Source organism: Kitasatospora sp. NPDC101155 (assembly GCF_044768305.1).
GTDB lineage: Bacteria > Actinomycetota > Actinomycetes > Streptomycetales > Streptomycetaceae > Kitasatospora.
The window spans coordinates 67,615-93,342 of the sequence record NZ_JBIWPN010000026.1; the positions used below are offsets into that span (position 1 = coordinate 67,615).

The 25,728-nt window shown below is 74.2% G+C and carries 25 protein-coding genes; 13 read left to right on the forward strand and 12 right to left on the reverse strand.

All coding sequences use genetic code 11. The features are described 5' to 3' along the window. Positions 1-264 precede the first annotated feature (264 nt). The 3 genes from ACIRYZ_RS30635 (at position 265) to ACIRYZ_RS30645 (ending at position 6,080) form a co-directional block, all read left to right on the forward strand. Entirely contained in the window at positions 265-927 is a 663-nt protein-coding gene (locus tag ACIRYZ_RS30635) for a hypothetical protein (protein WP_402950411.1), read from the forward strand. A 10-nt stretch (positions 928-937) separates the two neighbouring features. Then, on the forward strand, positions 938-2,725 hold the full coding sequence (locus tag ACIRYZ_RS30640) for a hypothetical protein (RefSeq protein ID WP_402950414.1): 1,788 nt from the start codon (positions 938-940) through the stop codon (positions 2,723-2,725). Positions 2,726-2,789: 64 nt separating this feature from the next. Continuing rightward, positions 2,790-6,080: an error-prone DNA polymerase gene (locus ACIRYZ_RS30645; protein ID WP_402950416.1), complete on the forward strand. Its 3,291-nt coding sequence runs from the start codon at positions 2,790-2,792 to the stop codon at positions 6,078-6,080. A 9-nt stretch (positions 6,081-6,089) separates the two neighbouring features. On the opposite strand, the gene ACIRYZ_RS30650 is transcribed toward ACIRYZ_RS30645, so the two are convergent. Continuing rightward, positions 6,090-6,701, reverse strand: a complete 612-nt coding sequence (locus ACIRYZ_RS30650) for a hypothetical protein (protein ID WP_402950418.1) — start codon at positions 6,699-6,701, stop codon at positions 6,090-6,092. Between the two features lie 33 nt (positions 6,702-6,734). Next, a complete protein-coding gene (locus tag ACIRYZ_RS30655; RefSeq protein WP_402950420.1) occupies positions 6,735-7,553 on the reverse strand; it encodes a TIGR03084 family metal-binding protein in 819 nt (272 codons plus the stop codon). A gap of 223 nt (positions 7,554-7,776) precedes the next feature. Here ACIRYZ_RS30655 and ACIRYZ_RS30660 point away from each other — a divergent pair, with 223 nt between their 5' ends. After that, positions 7,777-8,523 (forward strand): LuxR C-terminal-related transcriptional regulator, encoded by a 747-nt coding sequence (locus ACIRYZ_RS30660; RefSeq protein ID WP_402950422.1) that lies wholly within the window; start codon positions 7,777-7,779, stop codon positions 8,521-8,523. A 9-nt stretch (positions 8,524-8,532) separates the two neighbouring features. On the opposite strand, the gene ACIRYZ_RS30665 is transcribed toward ACIRYZ_RS30660, so the two are convergent. The 3 genes from ACIRYZ_RS30665 to ACIRYZ_RS30675 are packed head-to-tail and all read right to left on the reverse strand — an operon-like array spanning position 8,533 to position 11,270. Further along, positions 8,533-10,068 carry an AMP-binding protein gene (locus ACIRYZ_RS30665; RefSeq protein WP_402950424.1) on the reverse strand — a complete coding sequence of 512 codons (1,536 nt, stop codon included), beginning with the start codon at positions 10,066-10,068 and terminating at the stop codon, positions 8,533-8,535. Between the two features lie 51 nt (positions 10,069-10,119). Beyond that, the gene (locus tag ACIRYZ_RS30670; protein ID WP_402950426.1) at positions 10,120-10,482 is read right to left on the reverse strand and encodes a MerR family transcriptional regulator; all 363 of its coding nucleotides are present in this window, start codon (positions 10,480-10,482) and stop codon (positions 10,120-10,122) included. Positions 10,483-10,505: 23 nt separating this feature from the next. Then, positions 10,506-11,270: an SDR family NAD(P)-dependent oxidoreductase gene (locus tag ACIRYZ_RS30675; protein WP_402950428.1), complete on the reverse strand. Its 765-nt coding sequence runs from the start codon at positions 11,268-11,270 to the stop codon at positions 10,506-10,508. A 193-nt stretch (positions 11,271-11,463) separates the two neighbouring features. On the opposite strand from ACIRYZ_RS30675, the gene ACIRYZ_RS30680 reads away from it, so the two are divergent. From ACIRYZ_RS30680 to ACIRYZ_RS30690, 3 genes are all read left to right on the forward strand, one after another. Beyond that, positions 11,464-12,021 carry a GNAT family N-acetyltransferase gene (locus tag ACIRYZ_RS30680; protein ID WP_402950429.1) on the forward strand — a complete coding sequence of 186 codons (558 nt, stop codon included), beginning with the start codon at positions 11,464-11,466 and terminating at the stop codon, positions 12,019-12,021. A 4-nt stretch (positions 12,022-12,025) separates the two neighbouring features. Beyond that, positions 12,026-12,412 (forward strand): VOC family protein, encoded by a 387-nt coding sequence (locus ACIRYZ_RS30685; RefSeq protein ID WP_387619986.1) that lies wholly within the window; start codon positions 12,026-12,028, stop codon positions 12,410-12,412. Positions 12,413-12,672: 260 nt separating this feature from the next. Then, positions 12,673-13,320, forward strand: coding sequence for an NAD(P)-dependent oxidoreductase (locus ACIRYZ_RS30690; RefSeq protein ID WP_393034230.1), 648 nt, complete (start codon positions 12,673-12,675; stop codon positions 13,318-13,320). Positions 13,321-13,327: 7 nt separating this feature from the next. Here ACIRYZ_RS30690 and ACIRYZ_RS30695 read toward each other — a convergent pair whose 3' ends face one another. Then, a complete protein-coding gene (locus ACIRYZ_RS30695) occupies positions 13,328-14,110 on the reverse strand; it encodes a dioxygenase (protein WP_402950431.1) in 783 nt (260 codons plus the stop codon). A gap of 144 nt (positions 14,111-14,254) precedes the next feature. On the opposite strand from ACIRYZ_RS30695, the gene ACIRYZ_RS30700 reads away from it, so the two are divergent. Then, positions 14,255-14,722: a MarR family winged helix-turn-helix transcriptional regulator gene (locus ACIRYZ_RS30700; RefSeq protein ID WP_402950537.1), complete on the forward strand. Its 468-nt coding sequence runs from the start codon at positions 14,255-14,257 to the stop codon at positions 14,720-14,722. A 28-nt stretch (positions 14,723-14,750) separates the two neighbouring features. Here the strand turns inward: ACIRYZ_RS30700 and ACIRYZ_RS30705 are convergent, their stop codons facing one another. Both ACIRYZ_RS30705 and ACIRYZ_RS30710 read right to left on the reverse strand, forming a co-directional pair. Further along, positions 14,751-15,998: an RNA polymerase sigma factor gene (locus ACIRYZ_RS30705; protein WP_402950434.1), complete on the reverse strand. Its 1,248-nt coding sequence runs from the start codon at positions 15,996-15,998 to the stop codon at positions 14,751-14,753. A 79-nt stretch (positions 15,999-16,077) separates the two neighbouring features. Next, positions 16,078-16,449 (reverse strand): YciI family protein, encoded by a 372-nt coding sequence (locus ACIRYZ_RS30710; RefSeq protein WP_402950437.1) that lies wholly within the window; start codon positions 16,447-16,449, stop codon positions 16,078-16,080. Between the two features lie 548 nt (positions 16,450-16,997). On the opposite strand from ACIRYZ_RS30710, the gene ACIRYZ_RS30715 reads away from it, so the two are divergent. After that, entirely contained in the window at positions 16,998-17,465 is a 468-nt protein-coding gene (locus ACIRYZ_RS30715) for a molybdopterin-dependent oxidoreductase (RefSeq protein ID WP_402950439.1), read from the forward strand. A gap of 12 nt (positions 17,466-17,477) precedes the next feature. On the opposite strand, the gene ACIRYZ_RS30720 is transcribed toward ACIRYZ_RS30715, so the two are convergent. After that, on the reverse strand, positions 17,478-18,587 hold the full coding sequence (locus tag ACIRYZ_RS30720; protein ID WP_402950441.1) for a hypothetical protein: 1,110 nt from the start codon (positions 18,585-18,587) through the stop codon (positions 17,478-17,480). Between the two features lie 109 nt (positions 18,588-18,696). On the opposite strand from ACIRYZ_RS30720, the gene ACIRYZ_RS30725 reads away from it, so the two are divergent. Both ACIRYZ_RS30725 and ACIRYZ_RS30730 read left to right on the forward strand, forming a co-directional pair. Then, complete coding sequence (locus ACIRYZ_RS30725; RefSeq protein WP_380611731.1) at positions 18,697-19,215, forward strand: GNAT family N-acetyltransferase; 519 nt, start codon at positions 18,697-18,699, stop codon at positions 19,213-19,215. Between the two features lie 230 nt (positions 19,216-19,445). Further along, positions 19,446-20,483: a sphingomyelin phosphodiesterase gene (locus ACIRYZ_RS30730; RefSeq protein ID WP_402950444.1), complete on the forward strand. Its 1,038-nt coding sequence runs from the start codon at positions 19,446-19,448 to the stop codon at positions 20,481-20,483. Between the two features lie 23 nt (positions 20,484-20,506). Here the strand turns inward: ACIRYZ_RS30730 and ACIRYZ_RS30735 are convergent, their stop codons facing one another. Continuing rightward, on the reverse strand, positions 20,507-21,544 hold the full coding sequence (locus tag ACIRYZ_RS30735; protein ID WP_402950447.1) for a LacI family DNA-binding transcriptional regulator: 1,038 nt from the start codon (positions 21,542-21,544) through the stop codon (positions 20,507-20,509). 155 nt (positions 21,545-21,699) lie between these two features. Here ACIRYZ_RS30735 and ACIRYZ_RS30740 point away from each other — a divergent pair, with 155 nt between their 5' ends. Beyond that, complete coding sequence (locus ACIRYZ_RS30740) at positions 21,700-22,680, forward strand: DUF4436 family protein (protein ID WP_402950450.1); 981 nt, start codon at positions 21,700-21,702, stop codon at positions 22,678-22,680. A 297-nt stretch (positions 22,681-22,977) separates the two neighbouring features. Beyond that, on the forward strand, positions 22,978-23,628 hold the full coding sequence (locus ACIRYZ_RS30745) for an EamA family transporter (protein WP_402950453.1): 651 nt from the start codon (positions 22,978-22,980) through the stop codon (positions 23,626-23,628). A gap of 54 nt (positions 23,629-23,682) precedes the next feature. On the opposite strand, the gene ACIRYZ_RS30750 is transcribed toward ACIRYZ_RS30745, so the two are convergent. Both ACIRYZ_RS30750 and ACIRYZ_RS30755 read right to left on the reverse strand, forming a co-directional pair. Beyond that, positions 23,683-24,438, reverse strand: coding sequence for a GNAT family N-acetyltransferase (locus ACIRYZ_RS30750; RefSeq protein WP_402950456.1), 756 nt, complete (start codon positions 24,436-24,438; stop codon positions 23,683-23,685). Positions 24,439-24,542: 104 nt separating this feature from the next. Next, positions 24,543-25,637, reverse strand: coding sequence for a WD40/YVTN/BNR-like repeat-containing protein (locus ACIRYZ_RS30755; protein WP_402950459.1), 1,095 nt, complete (start codon positions 25,635-25,637; stop codon positions 24,543-24,545). Between the last annotated feature and the right edge of the window lie 91 nt (positions 25,638-25,728).

Sequence of the window (25,728 nt, forward strand, 5' to 3'; positions counted from 1 at the left end):
CGTCAGCGGCCGGACGGCCTGCCGAGACCGGCACGGAGAGTGACGGGTGGGGTGGAGGGCGCGGACTTGAATCTTTGCGAACAGATGTTCGATCCTGGGGCTGTGCCCGTTTTCGAATCTGTTTTCGAATCTGCCGCCGAGCAGCCCGACCGCCCCACGCTCCGGCCGGTGGCGCTCCCGGCTGCCCTGGCGGGGCAGCAGGGAGCGCCGGGGGAGCCGGGGGAGCCGGGGGAGGCAAGGGCGAAACCGGTGACACTCCGGCCGGTGGCGTCGGCCGTCGCCCCCGAGGGCGGGCAGGCGGCGGTGCGTGGGCTGGTGCCGGTGGTGCCCGCGTTGCGGGAGGTGCTGCCGGACGGCGGGCTGCGGCGGGGGACGGCGGTGTCGGTGGCGGGCGGGGACGCCGGGCTGCTGCTGGCGCTGGCCGCCGGGGTGCGGGAGACCGAGGGCGGCTGGGCGGCGGCGGTCGGGCTGCCGGACCTGGGGCTGGCCGCCGCCGAGGGGTACGGGCTGGACCTGCGCCGACTGCTGGTCGCGGACGACCCGGGGGCGCACTGGCCCGAGGTGGTGTCGGTGCTGGCCGGCGCGGTGGAACTGATCATGCTGCGCCCGGACGGCCCGGTGCCGCCGAAGCTGGCCGCCCGGCTGGCCGCGGTGCTGCGGCGCAGCGGCTGCGTGCTGCTGGTGGCCGGGCCGTGGCCGGGGGCGGTGCTGCGGCTGGGTGTGCGGTCCGGGCGCTGGTTCGGGCTGGGTGACGGCTACGGGCAGCTCGCCGGGCGGCAGGTGGAGGTGGTGGCGGAGGGCCGAGGTTCGGCGGTGCGCGGCCGGTCGGCCCGGCTCTGGCTGCCGGACGAGCACGGCGCGGTGCGCCCGGTCCGGGAGCAGCCCGTCCAGGCGGAGCGCCCACAGGCAGTGGCGGCGGTGGTGTGACGTGCCGACGATGTCCGACAGTGACCGAACCCCCCGGGTGCTGGTGGTCTGGTGCCCGGACTGGCCGGTGGTGGCCGTCACCGGCGACGCCCCGGTGGCGGTGACCGAGGGCGGGCGGATCCTCGCCTGCTCGTCGGGCGCCCGGGCGGCCGGGGTGCGGCAGGGGCAGCGCCTCAAGCTGGCCCAGCGGCTCTGCCCGGAGCTGGAGCTGCGCGACCGCGACCCGGAGGCGGAGACCCGCCGCTTCGAGCCGGTGGTCGCGGCGGTGGAGGCGTTCACGCCCCGGGTGGAGGTGATCCGCCCGGGTCTGTGCGCCATTCCGGTGAAGGGGCCGGGCCGCTACTTCGGCGGCGAGGAGGCGTTGGCGGCCAAGGTCGGTGCGGCGGTGGCGGAGGCGCTCGGCCGGCCGCCCGTCCCGGACGCCGTCCCCGGCGCGGTGGCGGTCCCCGAGGCGACCGCCGAGTCCTCCACGGAGCCGGCAAAGCCAACAGGACCGACTGAACCAGCGGGATCGACAGAACCGACAGAACCGACAGAACCGGCAGGACCAACAGGACCAACAGGACCAACAGGACCAACAGGACCAACAGGACCGACAGAACCGCAGACCGTCCCCCCAGCCCGGATCGGCGTCGCCGACGGCCTGTTCGCCGCCGTGCTCGCCGCCCGCGCCGGGGTGCTGGTGCCCGCCGGTCGCACGGCGGAGTTCCTCGCCCCGTACCCGGTGGGCGCGCTGGGCGACGAGGCGTTGGCCGAGCTGCTCGGGCGGCTGGGCCTGCCCACCGTCGGGGCCTTCGCCGCGCTGCCCGCGGAGGCGGTCGCGGACCGTTTCGGCCCGGCCGGAACGGTCGCGCACCGGCTGGCCCGCGGCCTGCAGCCGCGCCCGCTGGTGCCGCGCGACGAGGAGCCGGACCTTTCCGTCGAACAGCGCTTCGACCCGCCGGAGCCGCTCGCCGAACCGCTGGTGTTCGTCGCCCGCACGCTGGCCGAGCGGCTGCACCAGCGGCTGGCCGGGGCCGGGCTGACCTGCCGCCGGGTGGCTGTCGAGGTGGCCTGCGCGGACGGCCGGACGGCCTCGCGGCTGTGGCGGCACGAGGGCCGGCTGTCGGCGACGGCGCTGGCCGAGCGGGTCCGCTGGCAGCTCCAGGCCTGGCAGAGCGCGGGCGCCTTCGAGGAGGGCCGAACAGGCGGCCACCCCGGCGGCCGCGCAGGCGGCCAGGCGGGCAGCGGCCAGGAGGGCTTCACCCTGCTCCGCCTGGCCCCCGACGGCCTCTCCCCGGACCAGGGCCGCCAGCTCGCCCTGTGGGGCCAGGCCGTCGCGGACGACCGGGTGGAGCGCGCGGTGGCCCGGGTGCAGGCGGTGCTCGGGCACGCCGGGCTGCGCCGGATCGAGCCGGCCGGCGGGCGCGGCCCGGGTGAGCAGCAGGTCAAGGTGCCGTGGGGTGAGCCGTACGAGGCGGCGGCCCCGGCCGACGCGCCCTGGCCGGGACGGCTGGCGGACCTCTGGCCGGCCGTGGTGCTGCGCGAGCCGGCGCCGGTGCGGGTGCTGGACGAGGCCGGGCAGCCGGTCACGGTGGACGGCCGGGCGGGGGTGTCGGCCCGGCCGGCCCTGGTCGTGGTCCGGGGCCGGGAGGAGCGGGTGGCGGGCTGGACCGGGCCCTGGCCGGCGGTCGAGTACTGGTGGGACCAGTCGCTCGCCCGCCGCCGGGCACGGTTCCAGATGGTGGTGGACGGCGGCCGGGCGCTGCTGCTCACCGTGGAGGGGGGTGCGTGGTACCTGGAGGCCGGCTACGACTAGCGGCCCCGGAACCCGGGAGCAGGGGGGAGCAGGACGAGCACGAGAACGACGAAGGCAACCCCCGATGGGCTTCACCAGCCACCCCACCCTCCCCTGGAGCGAGCTGCACCGACGGCTGACCGGCGCTGCGCCGGACCGTACGGTCGTTCCGCTGCGCCGCCCCGCCGGGGAACGCCCCGCCGAGGAACTCCCCGCCGTAAGGACCGGCAGCGACGAACCCTGGGCCGAACTGCACGTCCACTCCGCCTTCAGCTTCCTGGACGGTGCCAGCGACCCGGAGGACCTGGTCGCCGAGGCGGCCTGGCTGGGTGTGGAGACCCTCGCGATCACCGACCACGACGGCCTGTACGGCGCCGTCCGGCTCGCCGAGGCGGCCCGGGGGACGGGCGTGGCCACCGTGTTCGGCGCCGAGCTGACCATCCGCCACGAATCCGCCGGCACCGAACACCTGTTGGTCCTCGCCCGCGACCCGGCCGGCTACCGCCGCCTCTCCGCCGCGATCGCCGCCGCCCAGCTGGCCGGCGGCGCCAAGGGCCGCCCGGTGTACGACCTCGCGACGCTGGCCGGGGCGCACGACGGCCACTGGGCGGTGCTCACCGGCTGCCGCCTCGGCCGGGTCCCCGCCGCGCTCAACGGAGCCGCGCTCAACGGAATCGCGCCCAACGGAACCGCACTCAACGGAGCCGCACTCAACAGAATGCAGCGCCCAGAACACCAACTCCACACCCTCACCGAGGCGTTCGGCCGGGAGAACGTCCACGTCGAGCTGATCGACCAGTGGCTGCCCGGCGACGACCGGCGCAACGACGCCCTCGCCGCGCTCGCCGCCGAGGCACGGCTGCCCGTCGTCGCCTCCACCAACGCCCACCACGCCGGCCCCGCCCAGGGCCGTCTGGCGCAGAGCCTGGCCGCGCTGCACGAGCGCCGCACCCTGCAGGAGGCGGCCGGCTGGACCCGGGCGGCCGGCACCGCGCACCTGCGCTCGGGCCGGGAGATGGCCGCCCGGCTGGCCCGCTTCCCCGGGGTGCAGCGGGCCACCGTCGAACTCGGCCGGGCCTGCGCCTTCGACTTCGCCAAGCTGGACCCGGAACTGCCCGGCTACCCCGTCCCCGAGGGCGAGACCGAGATCAGCCACCTGCGCGCCCTGATCGCGGCCGGCGGCCCGGCCCGCTTCGGCCCCGGCAACGCCGCCGCCCGCCGCCAGCTCGCCAGGGAACTGGACGTGATCGAGGACCTCGACCTGGCCGGCTACTTCCTGATCGTGCACGACATCGTGGACTTCTGCCGCCGCGAGGACATCTGGTGCCAGGGCCGTGGCTCGGCGGCCAACTCGGCGGTCTGCTTCGCCCTCGGGATCACCGCCGTCGACCCGGTCCACTACAAGCTGCTGTTCGAACGCTTCCTCTCCACCGCCCGGGACGGGCCGCCCGACATCGACCTGGACATCGAGAACCGCCGCCGCGAGGAGGTCATCCAGTACGTCTACCGCCGCTACGGCCGCGAGCACGCCGCCCAGGTCGCCAACGTGATCACCTACCGGCCCCGGCTGGCGATCCGCGACGCCGCCCGGGTGCTCGGCTACCCGCAGGGGCAGGTGGACGCCTTCAGCCGGCAGACAGACTTCCGCTCCGCCCCCGGCGCGGACGCCGTCATCCCCGCCGACGTGCTCTCGCTCGCCACCCAGCTCCACGGCCTGCCGAGGCACCTGGGTATCCACTCGGGCGGCATGGTGCTCACCAAGGAGCCGATCGGCGAGATCTGCCCGACCGAGTGGGCCCGGCTGCCCGGGCGTTCCGTCCTGCAGTGGGACAAGGAGTCCACCGCCGGCGCCGGGCTGGTGAAGATCGACCTGCTCGGCCTCGGCATGCTCGCCGCACTGCACGACGCCTGCGACCTGGTCGCCGAACACCACGGCCTGCGCTACGACCTGGCCACCATCCCGGACGACGACAAGGGCGTGTACGCGATGCTGCGCCGCGCCGACACGGTGGGCGTGTTCCAGGTCGAGTCCCGGGCGCAGATGGCCACCCTGCCCCGGCTCAAGCCGGACCACTTCTACGACCTGGTGGTCGAGGTCGCGCTGATCCGCCCCGGCCCGATCCAGGGCGGCTCCGTCCACCCGTACCTGCGTCGCCGCGCCGGGGTGGAGCCGCCCGGCTGCCCGCACCCGCTGATGGAGAACGCCCTCGGCAAGACCCTCGGGGTGCCGCTGTTCCAGGAGCAGATGATGCAACTCGCCATCGACTGCGCCGGGTTCACCCCGTCCGAGGCCGACCGGCTGCGCCAGGCGATGGGCGCCAAGCGCTCGCACGAGCGGGTCGCCCGGCTGCGCGAGCGGCTGCTCGGCGGAATGGCCGAGCGCGGCATCCCGCCCGAGGTGGCCGAGGACGTCTACGGCAAGATCGAGGCCTTCTCCAGCTACGGCTTCCCGGAGAGCCACGCGATCAGCTTCGCCTACCTGGTGTACGCCAGCGCCTGGCTCAAGTACCACTTCCCGGCGGCCTTCACCTGCGCCCTGCTGGCCAACCAGCCGATGGGCTTCTACTCGCCGCTCAGCCTGGTCACGGACGTCCGGCGGCACGGCGTGCGGGTGCGCGGGGTGGACGTCAACGCCAGCGGGCCGCGCCCCACCCTGGAACCGTACCGGGGTCCGACGCCCAAGCCGCCGCTGACCGCCGGCCGCCCGCAGCCGGCGATCCGGCTCGGCCTGGAGACGGTGCGCGGCATCGGCACCCCGCAGGCCGAGGCGATCGCGGCCGGGCAGCCGTACGCGGACCTGGAGGACTTCGCCCGCCGCACCGGCCTGCCCGCGCCCGTCCTGGAGGCGCTGGCGACGGCCGGGGCCTTCGCCTGCTTCGGATTGACGAGACGTCAGGCACTGTGGGCGGCAGGGGCGTTCGCCGGAATCTCGGCCGATCTTCTCCCCGGCACCACGCCCGGCACCGAGGCGCCGGAGTTGCCCGAGCTGAGCCCGGTCGAGGCGACCATCGCCGACCTGTGGGCCACCGGCACCTCCGCCACCAGCCACCCGCTCCAGCACCTGCGCGCCCACCTGGAACGCGGCGGCGCGCTCTGTGCCGCCCAACTCCCGGACGTGCCACCGGGAACGGCGGTGGTGGTCGGCGGCCTGGTCACCCACCGGCAGCGGCCGCCGACGGCCGGCGGGGTGCTCTTCCTCAGCCTGGAGGACGAGACCGGCCTGATCAACGTGGTCTGCAACCGCCCGGTCTGGGAGTCCCAGCGCCGTACCGCCCTGGACCGGGCCGGCCTGCTGGTGCACGGCCACATCGAGCGCGACCGGGGCGCCACCAACCTGATCGCCACCCGGCTCACCCCGCTCCGGATCGGCCTCTGAGCGCGTTCGTCAGTGCGGATAGCCGATCTCCGCGAGGTCCTCGGCCAGCTCCTCCAGCTCCGTGGCCGGGTTGAGCGCCGCCACCACGGCCGCCGTGAGCGGGCGCAGCGCCAGGACGTGCCCGATCGCGGCGAGGTCCAGCTCCTGCTCCGGCTCGAAGTAGTCCTCGGCCCAGGCTCGGTAGGCCTCGGCCGAGCCGTCCAGCAGTAGCTCGATGAGATCTCCGCCGCCCGGCGAGGCGGCGGCGCCCTGCCAGGCCTGGTCCCCGGGTGCCCGCCAGAGGCAGGCGGTGACGGTCGGGCCGTCCACGTCCCCGAAGGCGGGTTCCTCGGTGAACCTGCGGAACGCCGACGGGACGGCGTCCAGCAACTCCGGGGCGTTGGGCGCCTCGTGGTCGAAGCCCCGCCCGTAGACGCCGGCGGGGGAGAAGACGACGAACCAGTCGTCCCCTTCCCCGTTGCGCACCCAGCTCAGTTCCTCGCCGGGCGCCCAGGCGGCGGTGAAGGTGTGGTACCGCGACTCCCAGTCGTCCGGGCTGAGGATCGCGTCCAGCGTGGCGAGGGCGCGGCAGCGGTCACGCAGGTCGGGGACGGCGGGCAGGCGGCTGAGCAGGTCGTTCATGACCGCCATTGAACCCTGGGGGTCCGACAGCCCCTACGCCTGGGGCTGCCGCCCCTTGCCGGGTGGTCCGGCGAAGGCCTGGGCGATCGGGAGCCAGGCGGCGGCGACCGGGCCGGTGGCGGTGAGGGCGAGGTCGTCCCGGTGGCGGCGCTGGGTCACCAGCAGGCAGAGGTCCAGGGCCGGGCCGGTCACCACGTCCGGCGCGTCGGCCGGGCCGAGGGCCCACAACCCGCCGTCGGGGGCGGTCAGTTCGAGCCGCACCGGGTGCTCCGGCGCGGGCAGCCCGTGCGCGGCGAAGGCGAAGCCCAGGGTGCGTAGCCCCAGGTGGGCGATGTGTCGCAGCCGGGCGCTGGGTTCCCGGGTCGCGCCGAGCGCGTCCGCGACGTCCTGGCCGTGCGCCCAGGTCTCCATCAGCCGGGCGGTCGCCATCGAGGCGGGCTTCATCGGCGGGCCGAACCAGGGCAGCCGGGCGTCGGCCGGGGCGGCGGCCAGCGCGGCCGGCACCTCCTCCCGCCCGGCCCGCCAGCGGGCGAGCAGCTCCGCGGGCTCGGCGGCCGCGCCCTCCCGCGCCCCTTCCTCGACCGGGTCGGCCCCGGAGGCCAGCAGCTCGGTGAAGCGGCCGCCGAGCGATGCGGTGAAGCCCTCCGGATCGCGTGCGGCCAGCGCCGTCCAGTCGTCGGTCCACGCCAGGTGGGCGATCTGGTGGGCGACCGTCCACCCCTCGGCGGGGGTCGGCCGGGCCCAGTCCCCGGCCGCGAGGTCGGCGACCAGGGCGTCCAGGACGGCGCTCTCGGCCCGCAGGTCCGCCAGCAGCCCGCCCAGGACGTCGCCGGGGGTGTTCGGGTCGGTCATCGGCTTCCCCTCCCGAGGAGTTCCGTCAAGGCAGTTGCTACCCGCCGGTAGCACACGGCCGCACCCTACGCCGAGCCGGCCGCGGGCGTCCGCCACTCCACGAAACACGCATGTCAGGACTCTCGCCACCGGCCCCACCGCGTGTGACAATTCCGCGATGACCAGGGCCGCGGACCCCCACCTTGCGCAACCCGTCGACGGCGCCGGCCAAGCCGATGACGCCGTGCGACCCGACGATGCCGTGCGCCCCGACGACCCCGAACTCGCCGCGCGCGCCGCCGAGCTGGTCCGGGACGCCGTGCTCGGCGACCTCGCCCGCCGAGTGGTGGCCGAGTGCGGCGCCGACGTCGGCCTGGTCGGCGTGCCCGAGCCGCTGCCCGGGAGCCGCCCCGGCAGCGAGGGCATGGTGCTGCGCCACTGGGCCGGCACCCGGGCGGACCTGCTGCACGATGTGCCCGTCCCGGCCGGACTCGGTCTCGGCGGTCGGGCGCTCGCCGAGCGTGCGCCCACCTGGGTGCCCGACTACCGTGCGGCGACGACCATTTCGCACCACTACGACGCGGCCGTGGCCGCCGAGGACCTGTACGCGATGCTCACCGTCCCGCTGATGGACGGCGGCACCGTGCACGGCGTGGTGTACGCCTCGCTGCGCACCGTCGTCCCGTTCGGGGACGTCCGGATCGCCGCGGTCGGCAAGCTGGCGGCGGCCGCGACCCTGGCCCTCGCCGGAGCGGCGGCCTGGAACCGGACGATGCCCCGACCGGACGCCCCGGTAAGGCCGTTGACCCCGCGCGAGCACGAGGTGCTGCGCTGGGCGGCGACCGGCCGGACCAATCCGGAGATCGCCGCCCGACTGGGTCTGACCCGCAACACCGTGACCGGCTACCTCAAAGCCGCGATGCACAAGCTCGGCGTCCGCAACCGGACCGAACTCGCCCTCGCGGCCCGGGAGTCCGGCCTCCTCGGCTGAGCCCCCACCTCAGTTGACCTGACGCTCCCGCCCCGTCCAGTACGGCTCGCGCAGCCGGAACTTCTGCAGCTTCCCGGTGGCGGTGCGCGGCAGCGCGTCCCGGAGCTCCACCGAGGTGGGCGACTTGTAGCCGGCCAGCCGCTGCTTGCAGTGCGCGATCAACTCCGCTTCGGTGACGGACCCGTGGCCCTCCCGGAGCACCACCAGCGCCTTGACCGTCTCGCCCCACTTCTCGTGCGGCACCCCGATCACCGCGGCCTCGGCGACCGCCGGGTGGCTGTACAGGCAGTCCTCCACCTCGATCGAGGAGACGTTCTCCCCGCCGCTGATGATGACGTCCTTCTTCCGGTCGGAGATGGTCAGTTGGCCGTCGGTGAGGGTGCCGCCGTCGCCGGTGTGGAACCAGCCGTCCCGCAGCGCCTCGGCCGAGGCCTCGGGCTGCCGCCAGTAGCCGTCCAGCACGGTGTTGGAGCGCACCAGCACCTCGCCGGAGGGGCCCACCCGCAGCTGGGTGCCGAGCGACGGGGCGCCGGCCTGCACCAGCTTCTCGGCCCGCTCGGCGGCCGGCAGGGCGTCCCACTCGGCGCGCGAGCGGTTGACCGTGACGATCGGGGAGGTCTCGGTCAGGCCGTAGAGCTGCATGAACTCCCAGCCCAGCTGCTCCTCGACCTGCTGCACCACCGAGGTCGGCGGCGGCGCACCGGCCACGATCATCCGCACCCGGTCCCGGCCGGGCACCGGGCCGTCCCAGTCGGCGGCCGCGTCCAGCACCATCTGCACCACGGCGGGCGCGCCGGACAGGAAGGTCACTCCGTGCCGCTCGACCCGGCGCAGGATCTCCGCGCCGTCCACCTTGCGCAGCACGATGTGCCGGGCACCGAGCCCGGTGAGCGAGAACGGCAGGCCCCAGCCGTTGGCGTGGAACATCGGCAGGGTGTGCAGGTACACGTCCCGGTCGTTCGCGCCGTAGTGCAGGCCCATCAGCGTCGCGTTCAGCCAGATGTTGCGGTGGGTGAGCTGAACGCCCTTGGGGCGGGCGGTGGTTCCACTGGTGTAGTTGATGGTGGCGGTGTCGTTCTCGGACACCGCGTACCGGCGGGGCGCCTTGTCGAAGTCGTAGAGCACGGCGTCGCTGTCCGCGCCGAGCACGAACTTGTGCTTGGCCACCACCCCGTCCAGCGCGTCGGCGAGTTCGGGGTCGACCAGCAGCACGGAGGCGCCGCTCTGCTCGACGATGTACGCGACCTCCTCGGCCTTCAGCCGGAAGTTCACCGGCACCAGTACCCGGCCGTGCCCGCTCACCCCGAAGAAGGCGGTCAGCAGCCGGGCCGAGTTGTGCGAGACGATCGCGACCCGCTCGCCCGGCCCGACGCCGAGCCGGTCCAGCCCGGCCGCCTGGGCCCGGGCGAGCTCGGCGATCCGGCGGTAGCTCAGTTCGCCCCAGGATTCGGCCGGTTGCACGGGTTCGTCGACGATGCCGACCCGGTCGCCGTAGACCAGCTCGGCCCGGTCGAGGAAGTCCATCACGGAGAGTGGAATCTGCATGCGCCCACTGTCCTATCCCGCGCGCCCCCTGCACACCCCCGATCGGGGGTGTCACCCGTCCGTAGGACTCCCGGCGGCCGCCAGCGCCGCCACCAGCCGGTCCCGCGCCTCGGTCTGGGCGGCGATCCGGCGCTCCAGCACCGCCAGCCGCTCCTGGACGATCCGCAGCACCCGCTCGGACGGCGGGTGCGCGAGCACGTCCCCGTCCAGGCAGCCCAGCAGCGGCCGGAGGTCCGCCAGGGTGAGCCCGGCGCCCACCAGCGCGCGGATGTTGCGCACCCGCACGACCGTGGACTCCCCGTACTCCCGGTAGCCGTTGGCGGCGCGCTCGGAGTCGATCAGCCCGGCCTGCTCGTAGTGCCGCAGCGCCCGGGCGGTACTGCCCGCCCGCCGCGCCAGTTCACCGATCCGCACCCGTACCCCGCCCGCCCCACTGCCTAGCCCACCAGGGCACCCCCGTCGACCGACAACACTACGCCGGTCACGAAGGAGGCCTGCGGTGCGGCGAGTCGGGTGATCGCCCAGGCCACCTCCGCCGGTCGGCCGATCCGGCCCAGCGGGGTGTGCTCGATCTGCCACTTGCGGATCGCCGCGAGCTGCTCGGGGCCGTACCCGGAGTGGTCGCCGATCGGGGTGTCGATCGCCCCGGGCGCCACCGCCACCACGCGGACGCCGCGCGGGGCCAGTTCGACCGCCCAGCTGCGGGTGACGGTCTCCAGTGCGGCCTTGCTCGCCGCGTACACCGAGTTGGTCGGCCAGCCGCGCTGTCCGACGGCGGTGCTGACGTTGACCACCACGCCCCGGCTCTCGGTCAGCGCCGGGAGAGCGGCCTGCCCGAGCAGCACCGGGGCGACCAGGTTGACGGCCAGCAACGCCTCGATACCCGCCGCGTGGTAGCTGCCCAGGCCCTGCCCGCTCGGTACGATCCCGGCGTTGTTGACCAGCACGTCCAGCCGCCCGTGCGTCTCCAGCGCCGCCCCGACGATCGCCTCCGGCGCTTCCGGCCCCGTGACGTCCGCGACCAGCGGCTCGATCAGGCCCGGGTAGGCGGTCGCCGTCTCCGCCAGCGGCCCGGGCCGGCGCCCGACCGCCAGTACCCGCGCCCCCTCGGCCGCGAAGGCCCGCGCCGTCTCCCGCCCGATCCCCGTCCCGGCGCCGGTGACCACCACGACCCGCTGCTCCACCGTGTTCTCGTTGCTCATGCGGACAACCCTCCGACCCTGCCGCCGGCGTCAGGGTCAAGCCGGGCTTGTCGGAGTCGCGAACGACGGGTCCGGAACCGCGGTGGAGCCGCCGACCGTCCGTCAGGAAGATCGCAACGCACGGTTCCGAACCCAGGGGGAAACCACCCATGAGCGACCAGCGGCCCGACGCCCTCCACCGGGAGGGCCTCCGATGACCCTCGCCGTGACCACCTACCCGACGGCCGACGGCCTGCTGCTGCGCCCCTTCGAGGACACCGATGCCCCGGCTCTGATCGAGGCCTACCGGGACGAGACACTGCGCCGCTTCACCCGCACCCCGGTGGCCGACGCCGAGCAGGCCGCGCACTGGCTGGGCCTGCAGTACGAGGGCTGGGCGGCCGGCACCCGGTACAGCTTCGCCGTCCTCGAAGCCGGCGAACTGGTCGCCAACGTCGCGCTCAAGCGCGGCGCCCCGGGCGGGGAGTCGGCCGAGGTGGGCTACTGGACGGCGGCCCCGGCGCGCGGCCGGGGCGTGGCCCCGCGCGCGGTGGAGGCCCTCACCGCCTGGGCCTTCGACACCTTCGCCGGCGACGGCCTGCTCCGGATCGACCTGCTGCACGAGGGCGACAACGACGCCTCCTGCCGGGTCGCGGAGAAGAGCGGCTACGCCTTCGCGGAGATCGTCCCGGCCTTCCCGCCGTATCCGCTGGACGGCCACCGGCACTCCCGGAAAAGGCTGGACGCGTCCGAACGGCGCAGGCCAGAGTAGGCGCATGGCTTCTCTGGTACGACATGTGACGATCGACTGCGCCGACCCGTTCGCCCTGGCGAGCTTCTGGGCGCAGGCGCTGGACGGGACCCTGGCCGACGACGACAACCCGGGAGACCCGGAGGCGGTGGTGAACTCCGCCGGGGCCTCGCTGCTCTTCATCAAGGTGCCCGACGGCAAGTCGGTGAAGAACCGGGTCCACCTCGACCTCCAGCCGCAGGACCGCGACCGGGACGAAGAGGCGGAGCGCCTGGTCGCCCTGGGCGCCACCGTGCTGGCCGACCACCGCCGGCCGGACGGCACGGGCTGGATCACCATGGCCGACCCCGAGGGCAACGAGTTCTGCGTCGAGCGCAGCAAGGCCGAGCGCGTCGCCACCGCGCACGCCTGAGCGAGCGCCCTGCTCCGACCACCCGCCTACGGCCGCCCGCCGGTTCCACGAGGACGCGCGCGGGCGGCCGTGCCGCCGCTGCGCGTGATCACTCCTTCGACGGGCTGTCGCACGAGGCGGGCCGTCGCACGAGACGGGCCGTCGCACGAGACGGACCGTCACACGAAAGGCCCAGGCCCCGAGCCGCCACCGGACGCAAGTCCGATAATCGACCCTGTCTGACGCCATCCCCCCGACACGAGCAACCAGGCAGGTATCCCATGGCCAGAATCGCCGTGATCGGCGCCAACGGCAGCATCGGCAACGCCGTCGTCGCGGAGGCGGCGGCCCGTGGGCACGAGCTCACCGCCGTGGTCCGCGACCCGGACCGCTACCGGGGCGAAGCCGCCTTCGTGGAGCGCGCCGACGTGCTGGACCCGGCCGACGTGGCCCGGGTCGCAGGCGGCCAGGACGTCCTGGTCAGCGCCGTCGGCGGCGGTGACGGCCCCGGCCACCTGGCGCTGATCGAACCCGCCGCCCGCTCCCTGGTCGAGGGCCTGCGCGCGCTCGGCGACGGGGCGCCCCGGCTGGTCGCGGTCGGCGGCGCGGGCAGCCTGGAGACCGCGCCGGGCGTTCGGGTCTGGGACACCCCGGGCCTGCCGGAGCCGCTCCTGCAGATCATGCACGCCCACGGCGCGGCGCTGGACTACTACCGGACGGTCTCCGACATCCGCTGGACGGTGCTCAGCCCGTCCGCCGAGATCGGCCCGGGGGAGCGGACCGGCCGCTACCGGACCGGCCTGGAGCAGCTGCTCACCGATTCCGAGGGCCGCAGCCGGATCTCGGTGCCGGACTACGCGGTCGCCCTGGTGGACGAGATCGAGCAGCCCGAGCACATCGGTGAGCGCTTCACCTGCTGCTCGCTGTAGCCCTCGGTCAGCCCAGCTGGATCGACCGCTTGGCCAGCCCCATCCAGAACCCGTCGATGACGCTGCGCTGGCTGCCGAGGTCGGCCTCACCGGCGCCGAGGGTGACGAACAGCGGGGCGAAGTGCTCGGTGCGCGGGTGGGCCAGGCGCCCGGCCGGGGCCTTGTGCTCGAAGTCGAGCAGCGCGTCCAGGTCGTGGGCGTCCAGGGCGCGCCTGCCCCAGTCGTCGAACTCGGCCATCACCGAGGTGACCCGGCCGTCGTTGCTGAGCGCCCGCAGGTTGTGGGTGAAGAAGCCGCTGCCGATGATCAGCACGCCCTCGTCACGCAACGGGGCGAGCCGGCGGCCGATCTCCAGCAGGTGCTGGGGGTCGAGGGTGGGCATGGAGATCTGCAGCACCGGGATGTCGGCCTCCGGGAACATCTCCACCAGCGGCACGTACGCGCCGTGGTCGAGGCCCCGGTCGGGGATGTCCTGGACGGGTGTGCCGGGGGCGCGCAGCAGCTTGCGCACGCGTTCGGCGAGCTCCGGCGCGCCGGGGGCGGCGTACTGCACCCGGTAGTAGTGCTCGGGGAAGCCCCAGAAGTCGTAGACCAGCGGGACGGTGGTGACGGCGCCGACGGCCAGTGGGGCCTCCTCCCAGTGGGCGGAGACCATCAGGACGGCCTTGGGGCGCGGCAGGTCGGCCGACCAGGCGGCCAGCTCGCCCGGCCAGACCGGGTCGTCGGCGAGCGGCGGCGCGCCGTGCGAGAGGTACAGGGCGGGCATGCGCTCGGGGGCCGCGGGGCTCATGGCGTCCTCCTCGGGACCGGACCGGGACCGGACCGGGAATCGGGGCTCGGATGACGGGGATAGTTCAAATTTGAACCTCTGCGTTCGACGGTACACCTTCGTTCGAATTTGAACAACGGGAGTAGGCTTGGCCCCATGTCCTCACTGAACGAACCCCGCTGGCTCGACCAGGACGAGATGGCCGCCTGGCGGGGCTTCGTCGTGGCGAGCAACCTGCTCAACCGCCGGCTGGAGCGCCAGCTCAAGGACGACTCCGGGCTCTCGCACCAGCAGTACGAGATCCTGGTGCACCTGTCCGCCGCCCCGGGCGACTCGCTGCGGATGACCGAGCTGGCCGACAAGCTGGTCACCTCCAAGAGCGGACTGACCTACCAGGTCACCCAGCTGGAGCGGATGGGCCTGGTCGCCCGCCGCTCCTGCCCCAGCGACGTGCGCGGCGTCATCGCCGAACTCACCGACCGGGGCCGGGAGATGATCCGCCAGGCCGCCCCCGGGCACGTCGCCCTGGTGCGCGAGCTGCTGATCGACGTGCTCACCCGCGAGCAACTGGCCGTCCTCGCCGAGGGCCTCGGTGCGGTCAGCGCCCGACTGCGCCAGGACGAAACCCCGTAGTTCCCCGGCGAGTCGGCTCCTCGGCGAGTCAGTCTCCAGCGGGTCGGTTCCCCAGCGAGGCCGCCCGCTCCCGCAGCAGCTCCCGCTCCCGCTCGTTGCGGGTCAGCTCCGCCGCCCGCTCGAACTCCGCCCTGGCCTCCGCCGCCCGCCCCAGCCGGGCCAGCAGATCACCCCGTACGCTCGGCAGCAGGTGGTAGTCGCGCAGGGCCGGTTTCGCCGCCAGCGCGTCCACCAACTCCAGTGCGGCGGCCGGTCCCTGGGCCATCGAGACGGCCACCGCCCGGTTCAGCGCCACCACCGGCGAGGGCGTCAGCACGAGCAGCCGCCCGTACAGCGCGGCGATCGTGGCCCAGTCGGTGTCCTCGTACCGCCGCGCCTTCGCGTGGCAGGCGGCGATCGCGGCCTGCACCGAGTACGGCCCGGCGCCCGCCAGCTGGAGCGCGTCGAAGCCGCGCCGGATCAGCAGCCCGTCCCAGCGGGCCCGGTTCTGCTCGGCCAGCAGCACCGGCCGCCCGTCCGGCCCGGTCCGGGTGGCCGTCCGCGAGGCCTGGAACTCCAGCAGCGCGGCCAGCCCGTGCGCCTCCGGCTCGGCGGGCATCAGCGCGGCCAGCACCCGGGCCAGCCGCAGTGCGTCCTCGCACAGCTGCGGGCGCAGCAGGTCGTCCCCGGCAGTGGCCGAGTACCCCTCGTTGAAGATCAGGTAGATGACCTCCAGCACCGAGGAGAGCCGCTGCGCCCGGTCGTCGCCGTACGGCACCTCGAAGGGCACGTCCGCCTTCGCCAGCGCCCGCTTCGCCCGGACGATCCGCTGCGCCACCGTCGCCTCGGGCACCAGGAAGGCGCGGGCGATCTCCGGGGTGGTCAGCCCGCCGAGCAGCCGCAGGGTGAGCGCGATCCGGGCCCGCGCCGACAGCACCGGGTGGCAGGCGGTGAAGATCAGCCGCAGCAGGTCGTCGTCGATGTCGTCCGGCCCGACCGGCTCCGGCGGCGGCACGTCCTCCACCGACCGCCCCACCTCGGCGAGCTTGCGGGCGTAGACCTCCCGGCGGCGCACCAGGTCGATCGCCCTCCGCTTGGCGGTGGCCGTCAGCCAGGCGCCCGGATTGTCCGGGACGCCGTCGCGCGGCCACTGCTCCAGCGCGGTCACCAGCGCGTCCTGCGCCAGCTCCTCGGCGATGCCCACGTCCCGGACGATCCGGGCGACCCCGGCGATGATCCGCGCGGACTCGATCCGGAACACCGCCTCGACGGCCGCCGCCGCCTCCCTCTCCGTCACGGCCACCCATCAGAGCAGTCGGCGGAGAGGGAGGCAAACACTGCCACGGCGGTTCCGGCTCCCACGGCGGTTCCGGCGATTACTGCGGGGGCTGCGGCATCTCGTCGATCTGCCGGACCTCCGCCTCGACGGCCCACGTCGCCGGGTGGGTCCGCAGGAAGCGGCGGGTCCACTCCAGGGCCTCGGCCTTGTCCTTGCACTGCAGGATCGCGTAGCCGCCGACCACCTCCTTGGTCTCGGTGAACGGCCCGTCGGTGTAGCCGATCTTCCCGTCGGCCCAGGTCAGCCGGGTGCCCTCGGCGGTCGGGGTCAGCCCGGCGGTCTCCAGCATCACCCCGGCCTCGGTGATCTCCTCGAACAGCGCCCCCATCCGCTGCTCGAAGCCCGGGTCCGGCTCCCAGCCGTCGCGGGCGTTCTCGTCGATGCGGATCAGCGTCATGAAGCGCGGCACGGTGACTCCTCGGTCGTGCGGGCGGGGTCCCTCCCCGCCTCTCACCCCTGCGTCGATCGGGCGGGCGACGGATCGACACCCGCCGGGAAGAATTTTCCGCCGGTTTCCGGGGTGGGCTCCGTGGGGTCGTCGAGGTGCAGCAGGTCTCCGACGATCATCTCTCGCTCGCTCTCGCCCGGGTGTCGCGGTGGTACGTCGCACCCGCATCTCTCGCACATGCGAGGACGAAGGCCTTAATCGCATCGTAAATGCCAGCCGAGAGACCGTGAACCTTCTTGTCGGATCATCCAGCGAAAGGGCTTGCGGCTGGTGCCCGGAACCAGTCGTCCACCCGATTGCCGGGCTGCTCCAATGGGTGCGGGGCGCGCCGAGCCGTCTCCTCCGGCGCGCCCCGCACGAGGACTCGCAGTTGCGAGCTGAAATACCTTCGATTCATCGCAGCTGCCGATGAAAGAAGGCATTCGGCGCCGCAACTGCGAATGCCCGGGCTCCCCCTCGGGTACCCATCTCCCGGGCCGCAGCGACGCGGCCCGGGAGAAGGGAGCACCATGACCCCGGGGAGACCCACCGTCCGGCTGCACGGCCACCTCGACGAGCCCGCCGAGCTGACCGTCGAGCAACTGCGCACCCTCCCCGCGCACCGGGTCGAGGTCAGCTTCGACTGCCGGACCGAGGGCGAGCAGCGCCACGGCTACGAGGGCCCGGCCCTGCTGGACGTCCTGCTCGCCGCCCGGCCCCGGATCGACTTCTCCGGCCGCAAGCAGCGGCTGCGCTTCCTGCTCAACGTGGTCGGCGCCGACGGCCACCGGGCCGTGGTCTCCTGGGCCGAGATCGACCCGGACTTCGGCGGCCGCCGGATCCTCCTCGCCACCAGCATGGACGGCGCCCCGCTGGACACCACCGGCCCGCAGCTGGTCGTCCCCGACGACCACTGCGGCGCCCGCTACGTCAGTGCCGTCACCGCCGTCTGGCTCGGACCGCTCGGCGCCCCGGCCCAGGCCCGGCCCGCCGGGTAGCCCCCAACGCCCTTACGGGCGAGCCGCCTTGGGCCGCAGCTCCGGCGGCAGCGGCTGCGCTCCGGAGAGCCGCACGGCCGCCCCGCGGGCCAGCTCGAAGGCGGCCACCGGGTCGTCGGCCTCGGTCCACGGCTTGCAGCCGCAGTACGGGCCGATCGCCCGGAACTGCTCCAGCGCGACGTCGTACAGCTCCGCCCGGCCCGCGTAGGCGGCGAGCAGGTGCCGCAGCATGGTCAGCCGCTGGTCGTCCGGCCGGACCTGCGCCAGCGAGGCGGCCACCTGCTTCAGTCGGCGCTGGGTCGCGTCGCTGGTCAGCCCGCCGAGGGTCTTGCGCAGCTCCAGCTCGTGCAGCGCGAACAGGTAGACGCCGGCCAGCGGGCTGCCGGCCGGGGCCGCGTCCATCGCCTTCTCGGCGAAGGCCGTCATCTTCCGGTCCGAGCCGAACCACTTGGCGCACCAGTACTGCAGCGCCTGGAGGTGGCCGGCGTAGTGGAACGGCGCCCGCTCGATCAGGCCGCGCCACAGCTCCTCGAACTGCTCGGGCTGGTACTGGGCGCCGCGCGCCGCGGTCACCATGACCACCCAGGGCGCCGGGTTGGCCGGGTCGAGCAGCGAGGCCCGCTTGGCCGCCTCGATGGCGGCGGGCAGCATCGTCCGGAAGGCGTTCATGTCCTCCTCGGGCACCTCGTGGGCGTACTTGCTGCCCCGGATCTCCCACGCCGCGTGCACCATCCGGCTGGCCTCCAGGGCCGACGCGTCGCAGTGGCCCGGGTCGGCCGCGCGCCAGGCCTTGAGCCAGGCGTCGTCCTGGCCGGCGATCGAGTCCAGCAGCTCCAGCCGGGACCAGCGCTCGTCCCAGTCCTGCCCGGCGGCCTCGACGTACTCGGCGGCGGGCCGCCAGTTCCCGGCCCAGGCCGCGTCGGCTATCGCCTGCGACTCCTTGCGGCGGTGCGGGGCCGGCGGCGGGCCGCCCCGGTGCGGGTCGAGCCGCTCGCGCGGGACGAGGCCGTAGGCCGCGGCGTCGAAATCGCTCTGCGCCCAGGTGGTGGCCTTGGACTTCCTGGCCCTGGTCACGGCGGCGGAGATCGCCACGACCAGGACGATGATGATGAGGTGTGTCACGGCGGAGCATCATCCCTGGTCGCGCGGGGTGCGGGCAACGCGGTCGAAGGCCCGGGCGGCGCGGTCAAACCGCTCGCCGCGGAACGGATTCCGTGCCAACATGCCCCATATGGGGACGATTCTGCACGGCACCCTGGTCACCCTCCGCCCGGCCACCGAGGACGACATCCCGGCGCTGGTGGCGATCCGCAGCACGCCCGAGGTGTTCGCCCGTTGGCGCGGCGGCGACGACCTGGCCGACGAGGTCGCGGGGGACCTGGAATCGCCCGACACCGAGACCTTCGCGATCGACCTGGGCGGCAAGGTGGTCGGCGCCATCCAGTGGTACGCCAACAACGACGACGAGTACCGGCACGCCGGGATGGACCTCTACCTGGACCCGTCGGTGCACGGCCTGGGCCTGGGCACCGACGCCGTCCGCGTGATGGCCCGGCACCTGGTGCACGACCACCACTACCACCGGCTGGTGATCGACCCGGCCGCGGACAACGCGGCCGCGATCCGCTGCTACGCCAAGGTCGGCTTCCGCCCGGTGGGCACCATGCGCCAGTACGAGCGCGGCCCGGACGGCAGTTGGCACGACAATCTGCTGATGGATCTGCTCGCGGACGAACTGTTGGACGGCTGACGGCGGTTCGCCGGACCCCGATCGCCGGGTGCGAGGGTGTACAGACATCTTGTCGTCCACCCGTCCAGAGCTGTACAGACATCTCATGGCCACGCGATCTGCCGGAACTGATCGCCTGGCGTTCTTCCCGTAGTACCGAGCGGTAGCTAGCGTTCCCCCGCCAATCCCCGGCGGCCGGTCACCCCGGCGCCGGGCCCCACCGGATTGACGGATCCCCCAGGAGAACGCCCATGCTCTCGCGTCGCACGGCCACCGCCCTCACCTCGGCGGCCGCCGCCGCACTGCTGCTCGGTGGCACCGCCCCGACCGCCTCCGCCACCACCTCGGCGGGCCCGACCGCGCTGTCCGTCTTCGCCTTCAACGTCGACCTCGGCACCGCCATCGTCGACAGCACCCAGAACGAGCAGGCCGCCCGCCGCACCCCGGTGGTCGAGCAGATCGTCCGTCAGCACAACGCCGATGTGGTCATCCTGGACGAGCAGTTCAACAACAGCTCGACCGCCGACATCAACAGCAAGCTCGCCGACCTCTACCCGTACCGCACCCCGGTGGTCGGCCAGACCTGCTCCGGCGGCGGCTGGACCGGCATCAGCGGCAACTGCTCCAGCTCGTGGTTCGTCATCAACGGCGGCACGATGATCCTCTCCAAGTACCCGATCACCGCCCAGTACGCCCACGTCTTCAGCAACTCCACCTACGGCACCTGGGACTACCACGCCAACAAGGGCGCGGCGCTGGTGCAGGTCAACAAGGGCGGCAACACCTCCTGGGTGGTCGGCACCCACCTGCAGGCCGACGAGTCGGACGTCTCCACCGACACCACCCAGTCCACCCGGCTCGGCCAGCTCGCCGAGATCCGCGCCTGGGTCGACGGGATCGTCGGCAGCAGCGCGCCGGTGCTGATCGGCGGCGACCTCAACGTCGAGTACTTCCACGGCCAGAGCCGCGGCGACTACACCAACGCCCAGAACGCGGTGAACGGCGTGCTCGGCACCCCGGCCACCGACGCGAGCCAGGACCGCACCACCATGGACTGTCCGGTCTCCTCCTGGTGCCAGTACATGGCGGGCGTCGAGACCTTCCCGACGGACTACCGGGACGACCTCGACTACATCGGCTACCTCAACGCCCCGGGCCGCCCGGTGCCGGCCGGGATGTCCAACGTCAAGGTCGACTTCGACCCCCAGGCCGGCTGGACGCCGGGCCAGCTGGACACCAACGCGCCCAGCGACCACTACCCGGTCGAGGCCACGTTCCAGCTGAACTGACCCACCGGCCCATGGCGTTGACGTTACGTCAGGCTGGCTGCCCGGCCGGGGGCCGGGCAGCCGCAGGAGCGTCGCACCACCAGCTCGGCCGGGAAGGTCCGGGCCCCGGCGGCGCGGCGCTCCGGCCCGCCGAGGACGAGTTCCAGCGCGGCCCGGGCCATCGCGTCCTGCGCGGTGGTGACGGTGGTCAGCGCCGGTCCGGCGATCACCGCCTCGGCGATGTCGTCGAAGCCGGCCACCGCGAGGTCCTCCGGCACCCGGATGCCGAGGTCGTCGGCGGCCCGCAGCAGGCCTATCGCCTGGTCGTCCGTCGCGCAGAACACGGCGGACGGCCGGTCGGGTCGGCTCAGCAGGGTGAGCGCCTCGGCGTGCGCCCGGACCCGGTCGAAGGGTGCCTGGGTGAGCCGCCCCTCGGGGGACAGCCCGGCGTCGGCCAGCGCCGCGGCCCAGCCGGCCGTCCGCCCGGTGACCGGGTCGAGCGGGCTGAGAGCCAGGGTGCCGCCGAAGCAGTGCACCTCGGCGTGGCCGTGGTCGAGCAGGTGGCGGACCACCGCGCGGGCGCCGCCCTCGTCGTCCGCCACCACGGCCACGCCGTCGGCGCTCTCCGCGCGGTGGTGCAGCAGGACGACCGGGGTGCCGTCGGCCGAGTCGAAGCCGGTCAGCCCGGAGGTGGCCGGGTCCTGGGTGACCAGGATCAGGCCGTCCACCTGCATGCCGAGGAAGGCGCGGATGTAGTGAGCCTCACGCTCGTCGGCGTAGTCGGAGTTGCCGATCAGCAGCAGCCGGCCGTGCTCGGTGGCGGCCTGCTCGACGGCGTGGGCGAGCCCGGCGAAGAAGGGCTGCCGGGCGTCCGGCACGACCATGCCGAGCAGATCGGTCCGCCGCCGCGCCATCGCCTGGGCGACCCGGTTGGGGCGGTAGCCGAGCTCCTCGACCGCGGCGAGCACCCGGGCCCGGGTGGCCGGCGCCACCGGCCGGGGTCCGTCGTTGATCACATAACTCACGACTGCCGTAGACGTCCCCGCCGCCCGCGCCACATCGTCCCGTGTCACCCTCACCATGGGTATTGAGCCTACACAGCACCTCCGACCAGCGGCTTTCCCGAGCTCCGGGCAGGCCCCGACCGGTTTGCCCCGGTTGCGGGGGAGGGGGCGACGTGCGGACGCTGGCAGGACGGGCGGCAGCGGGTGCCGCCGCCGACCGTGGGAGCAGGTCGATGAGCACGCCGCCGCAGCGCCGGACACCGCCGTACCGCCGGGTGGTCCGGCCGTCGCGCCCCACGGCCCGCCCCCGGGTCCGGATCCACGCCCGGGCGCGTGGTTCCGTCGCGGGCGCCGTCCGGCCGAAGGTCCGGCCCTGGCGGGCGTACGCCGTGGTGGTGGCGATCGCGCTGTCGGTGGCCGCCGGGCTGCTGCTCTACTTCAACGAGCGCTCCAGCCGCAGCCACGCCCAGGTGGCGGGCGCCACCGCGCCCGGCCCGGACTTCCTGGAGGTCGACGCGGTGCTCCAGCGCGTGGACGCGGCCGCGCAGACCGTCACCGCCAAGGTCCTGGTGCAGCCCCACGGCTCCCTGCATGTGGCGGAGAGCCTGCTGGTGCCCGCCGGGGACGTGGTGCTGGAGACCACCTCGCTGGAGCAGACCACGCTCAGGTATCCGGCGGGCCAGCAGATCGGCTCCAGCGCCGTGACGTTCAGCCTGTTCGACGGACGGGTGTCGGACTACCCCTTCGACCACTACGGCGCGATCATCGGCTTCCGGGCCACCGCCGGCGGGCGGTCCGTCCCGCTGGTGATCGGGCTGGAGGAAGGCGACCCCTTCTTCGCCTTCAAGCAGACCGCGACGCTGAACGAGGGCAACGGCGTCGCGGTCACCGAGCGGATCAGCCGCCCGCGCAGCACCTTCATCCTGGCCTGGTTCATGATGGCGGCGATGTGGGCGCTGGCCCTGGCGGTGCTGCTGGCGGCCTGGCTGATCGTGCGGCAGCGGCGCGGCATCATCTGGCCCGCGCTGGGCTGGATGGCGGCGACCCTGTTCGCCCTGGTCGGCATGCGCAACGCCGCACCCGGCTACCCGCCGATCGGCTCGCTGCTGGACTACGCGGCGTTCTTCTGGGCGGAGCTGCTGGTCGCGGTGGGCCTGACCATGGTCGTGGTGCGCGGCGCCAGGGTCGAGGGCACGCACGGCCCCCGCTCCTAGCCTGCTCACGGGCGCTTCCTCCAGTGGACGTAGCGCCTCTAGTAGACGTAGTGCGCGCAGCCGGTAGGCGAGGTCGAGCACCACCGCACCGGACAGCCCGGTGCCGACCAGGAGCACCCGGGGGGCGTTGTCCAGCAGCTCGGCCGCTACCCGCAGGTCGTCCGGGCCGAGCGTGGCGGTGATGCCCTCCAGGGCCGCCCGGGCGGCCCTGGAGGGTGTCGGCGAGCGCCCGGGCGGCCGGGTCGTCGGAGTCCGCTGCCGGCCGCCGCGGCCTGGCCGTACCTGCTGGCCTCGACGGTGGTCCAGACGATCTCGACGGTCCTGCTGCTGCGGGCGTACCAGCTGGGCGACTTCGGGCAGATGTACCCGATCGCCCGCGGCTCGGCGCCGATGCTGGTCGCGCTGCTGTCGGTCACCCTGCTCGGCCAGCACCTGGGGGCGGGTGAGCTGGTGGGCGTGGTGGTGATCTCCTGCGGCCTGATCGGGCTGGCCTTCGCCCGGGGCATACCCGGGCGGGCGCAGCTGCCCGCACTCGGGGCCGCAGCCGGTACCGGCGTGATGATCGCCGGGTACACGGTGCTGGACGGCAGCGGTGTCCGGCACGCCGGGACGGTCGGCGGCTATGTGGCCTGGCTGTTCCTGCTCCAGGGGCCGACGCTCGCGCTGATCGTCTGGGCCCGGCGCGGCAGCACCCTGTTCACCGGGGTGCGCAGGGTGCTGCCGCTGGGGATCACGGGCGGGGTGCTCTCCCTGACGGCGTACGGCCTGGTGGTCTGGGCGCAGTCCCGGGGCAATCTGGCGACGGTCGCGGCGCTGCGCGAGACCAGCATCGTGATCGCCGCGCTGATCGCCACGGTGGTGTTCCGGGAGCGCCTCGGGCGGCTGCGGCTGACCGCCGCGCTCACCGTCCTGGGCGGGATCACCGTCCTGGAACTCGCCCGGCCGTGAGCCGTGAGCCGTGAGTCCTGAGCCGTGAGCCGTTGGAACCCAGGGCCTCGGTCGCTAGCCGGCGTCCGGCACGATCACGGTCAGCGAGGTCTCCTGCAGCAGGAAGCCCAGCGACTCGTAGACGCGGCGGGCCGGGTTGCCCTCGGACACCGTCAGGTGCACCTCGGCCAGCCCGCGCTCGGCGGCGTCGGCGATCGCCCGGCGCAGCAGCTCGGCGCCGAGGCCGCGGTAGCCGCGCCGCGGGTGGCGGTAGACCTCGGCGACCCACGGCAGGCCGTCGCGGTCGGTGAGCACGGCCCCGGCGACCACCCGGTCCTCGGCGTCCACGGCGAGCAGGCTGGAGGGCAGCACCGGACCGATGGCCCTCCCGGCGAGCAGCGGGCCGATCCGCTCGGCGAGCGCCTGGGTGTCGTCACCGCGGAAGTGGTCCACGTGGTCGGGGTGGAAGGCGGCCCGCCAGGACTCCAGCAGCTCCTCGGGCGCGCGGTCGCAGGGCACCGCCCGCAGGCCCTCGCGCAGCGGCGCCCCGGCCCAGTCGGCGGGCGGGGGGTCGGCGCGCAGGTCGCGCCGGAAGGTGTGGGCGTGCCGCAGCCGCCGGGCGCCCCGCTCCAGCAGGCGCTCTCCGAGCTCGGGAGGGCCGGAGACCACCCACCCGGGCAGCTCGGCGCGGACGAACTCCGCCGCGTCCACCGAGTCGTCCAGGACCTCCAACAGGTCGGCCCAGGGCCGCCCCTCCCGCTCTCCCGGCTGGTAGCGCACCGCAGGTACGCCGTCGCCGTTCCGCCTGGTCACCCAGTCCGTTTCGGGCATGGCCCACCCCACTCACGAGATCGTTCGTCGGCGGCCCAAGCTCACCAGGACGGGAGCGTCCAGGCAACACGTTTTCGACCAGCGGGTTCACCGCCGGGCACCGCTCAACCCACCACCGCCGCGCGGACGCAGAGGACGTCCGGCAGGTGGGAGATCAGCAGCGACCAGCTCTCGCCCTCGTCCCGGCTGCCGTACACGTCGCCGGTCCGGTTGCCGAAGTAGATCCCGGCCGGTTCGGCGTCGTCGGTGCGCAGGGCGTCGCGCAGCACGATGCCGTAGTGGTCCTCGCCGGGCAGCCCCTCGCCGAGCTGCTGCCAGCTGGTGCCGCCGTCGGTGGTGCGGAAGACCCGGCAGCGGCGGCCGGGCGGGATCCGGTCGTCCGAGCCGCCGAGCGGGAAGAGGTAGGCGGTGTCGCCCCGGCGCGGGTGGGCGGCGACGGCGAAGCCGAACTCGGCGGGCAGCCCGTCCACGATGGAGCGCCAGCTGCCGCCCCAGTCGTCGCTGCGGTACACGCCGCCGTGGTTCTGCAGGTAGAGCCGGTCCGGGTGGACGGGGTCCGGGGCGATCTTGTGGACGCACTGGCCGAACTCGGGGTACTGGCTGTCCGGCGGGAAGAACTCGGCGCGCAGCCCGGTGTTGGAGGGCTCCCAGCTGTCCCCGCCGTCCTTGCTGCGGTAGACGCCGCCGCTGGAGACGGCGACCAGCAGCCGCTGCGGGTCCCGCGGGTCGGTCAGGACGGTGTGCAGGCCCTGGCCGCCGTAGCCGGCACCCCACTCGCTGCGCTGGGGGTGGTTCCAGAGCGACTCGACCAGGGCGAAGGTCTCGCCGCCGTCGGTGGAGCGGAACAGCGCGGCGGGCTCGGTGCCGGCGTACACGACCCCGGGGGCCTCCGGCCCGGCGGGCTGGAGCTGCCAGACCCGGGTGAGCGAGGCGCCGGTGGACTCGGGGAAGCGGATCGCCGGCCGCGGCGGCTCGTACCAGTCGGCGCCGAGGTCGTCGGAGCGCCAGACCGAGGGCCCCCAGTGGCTGCTGTCGGCACCGACGAGCAGTCTGGTGCGGCCGTCGCGGCGGTCGATCGAGACGGAGTAGATCGCGTTCATCCGGAAGTGCGGCCCGCTGAACTCCCAGTCCAGCCGGTCGCGGCTGCGGCCGAGAAAGAGGCCCTTCTCGGTTCCGACGGCCAACAGCACCTCGGTCATGCCTCACACCACCTGGTCACGAGCACGGCCCCCCGGGACGCCCCTCCCCGACTGCCAGTGTCCCGCCGCCCACCGGAGGCCACACCTCGCC

Bases quoted from the DNA above. Each gene is read 5' to 3' on its own strand.
- ACIRYZ_RS30640 (WP_402950414.1), top strand. From the start codon at position 938: ATGTCCGACAGTGACCGAACCCCCCGGGTGCTGGTGGTCTGGTGCCCG.
- ACIRYZ_RS30645 (WP_402950416.1), top strand. From the start codon at position 2,790: ATGGGCTTCACCAGCCACCCCACCCTCCCCTGGAGCGAGCTGCACCGA.
- ACIRYZ_RS30650 (WP_402950418.1), bottom strand. From the start codon at position 6,701: ATGAACGACCTGCTCAGCCGCCTGCCCGCCGTCCCCGACCTGCGTGAC.
- ACIRYZ_RS30655 (WP_402950420.1), bottom strand. From the start codon at position 7,553: ATGACCGACCCGAACACCCCCGGCGACGTCCTGGGCGGGCTGCTGGCG.
- ACIRYZ_RS30665 (WP_402950424.1), bottom strand. From the start codon at position 10,068: ATGCAGATTCCACTCTCCGTGATGGACTTCCTCGACCGGGCCGAGCTG.
- ACIRYZ_RS30675 (WP_402950428.1), bottom strand. From the start codon at position 11,270: ATGAGCAACGAGAACACGGTGGAGCAGCGGGTCGTGGTGGTCACCGGC.
- ACIRYZ_RS30680 (WP_402950429.1), top strand. From the start codon at position 11,464: ATGACCCTCGCCGTGACCACCTACCCGACGGCCGACGGCCTGCTGCTG.
- ACIRYZ_RS30685 (WP_387619986.1), top strand. From the start codon at position 12,026: ATGGCTTCTCTGGTACGACATGTGACGATCGACTGCGCCGACCCGTTC.
- ACIRYZ_RS30690 (WP_393034230.1), top strand. From the start codon at position 12,673: ATGGCCAGAATCGCCGTGATCGGCGCCAACGGCAGCATCGGCAACGCC.
- ACIRYZ_RS30695 (WP_402950431.1), bottom strand. From the start codon at position 14,110: ATGAGCCCCGCGGCCCCCGAGCGCATGCCCGCCCTGTACCTCTCGCAC.
- ACIRYZ_RS30715 (WP_402950439.1), top strand. From the start codon at position 16,998: ATGACCCCGGGGAGACCCACCGTCCGGCTGCACGGCCACCTCGACGAG.
- ACIRYZ_RS30725 (WP_380611731.1), top strand. From the start codon at position 18,697: ATGGGGACGATTCTGCACGGCACCCTGGTCACCCTCCGCCCGGCCACC.
- ACIRYZ_RS30730 (WP_402950444.1), top strand. From the start codon at position 19,446: ATGCTCTCGCGTCGCACGGCCACCGCCCTCACCTCGGCGGCCGCCGCC.
- ACIRYZ_RS30735 (WP_402950447.1), bottom strand. From the start codon at position 21,544: ATGGTGAGGGTGACACGGGACGATGTGGCGCGGGCGGCGGGGACGTCT.
- ACIRYZ_RS30740 (WP_402950450.1), top strand. From the start codon at position 21,700: ATGAGCACGCCGCCGCAGCGCCGGACACCGCCGTACCGCCGGGTGGTC.
- ACIRYZ_RS30750 (WP_402950456.1), bottom strand. From the start codon at position 24,438: ATGCCCGAAACGGACTGGGTGACCAGGCGGAACGGCGACGGCGTACCT.
- ACIRYZ_RS30755 (WP_402950459.1), bottom strand. From the start codon at position 25,637: ATGACCGAGGTGCTGTTGGCCGTCGGAACCGAGAAGGGCCTCTTTCTC.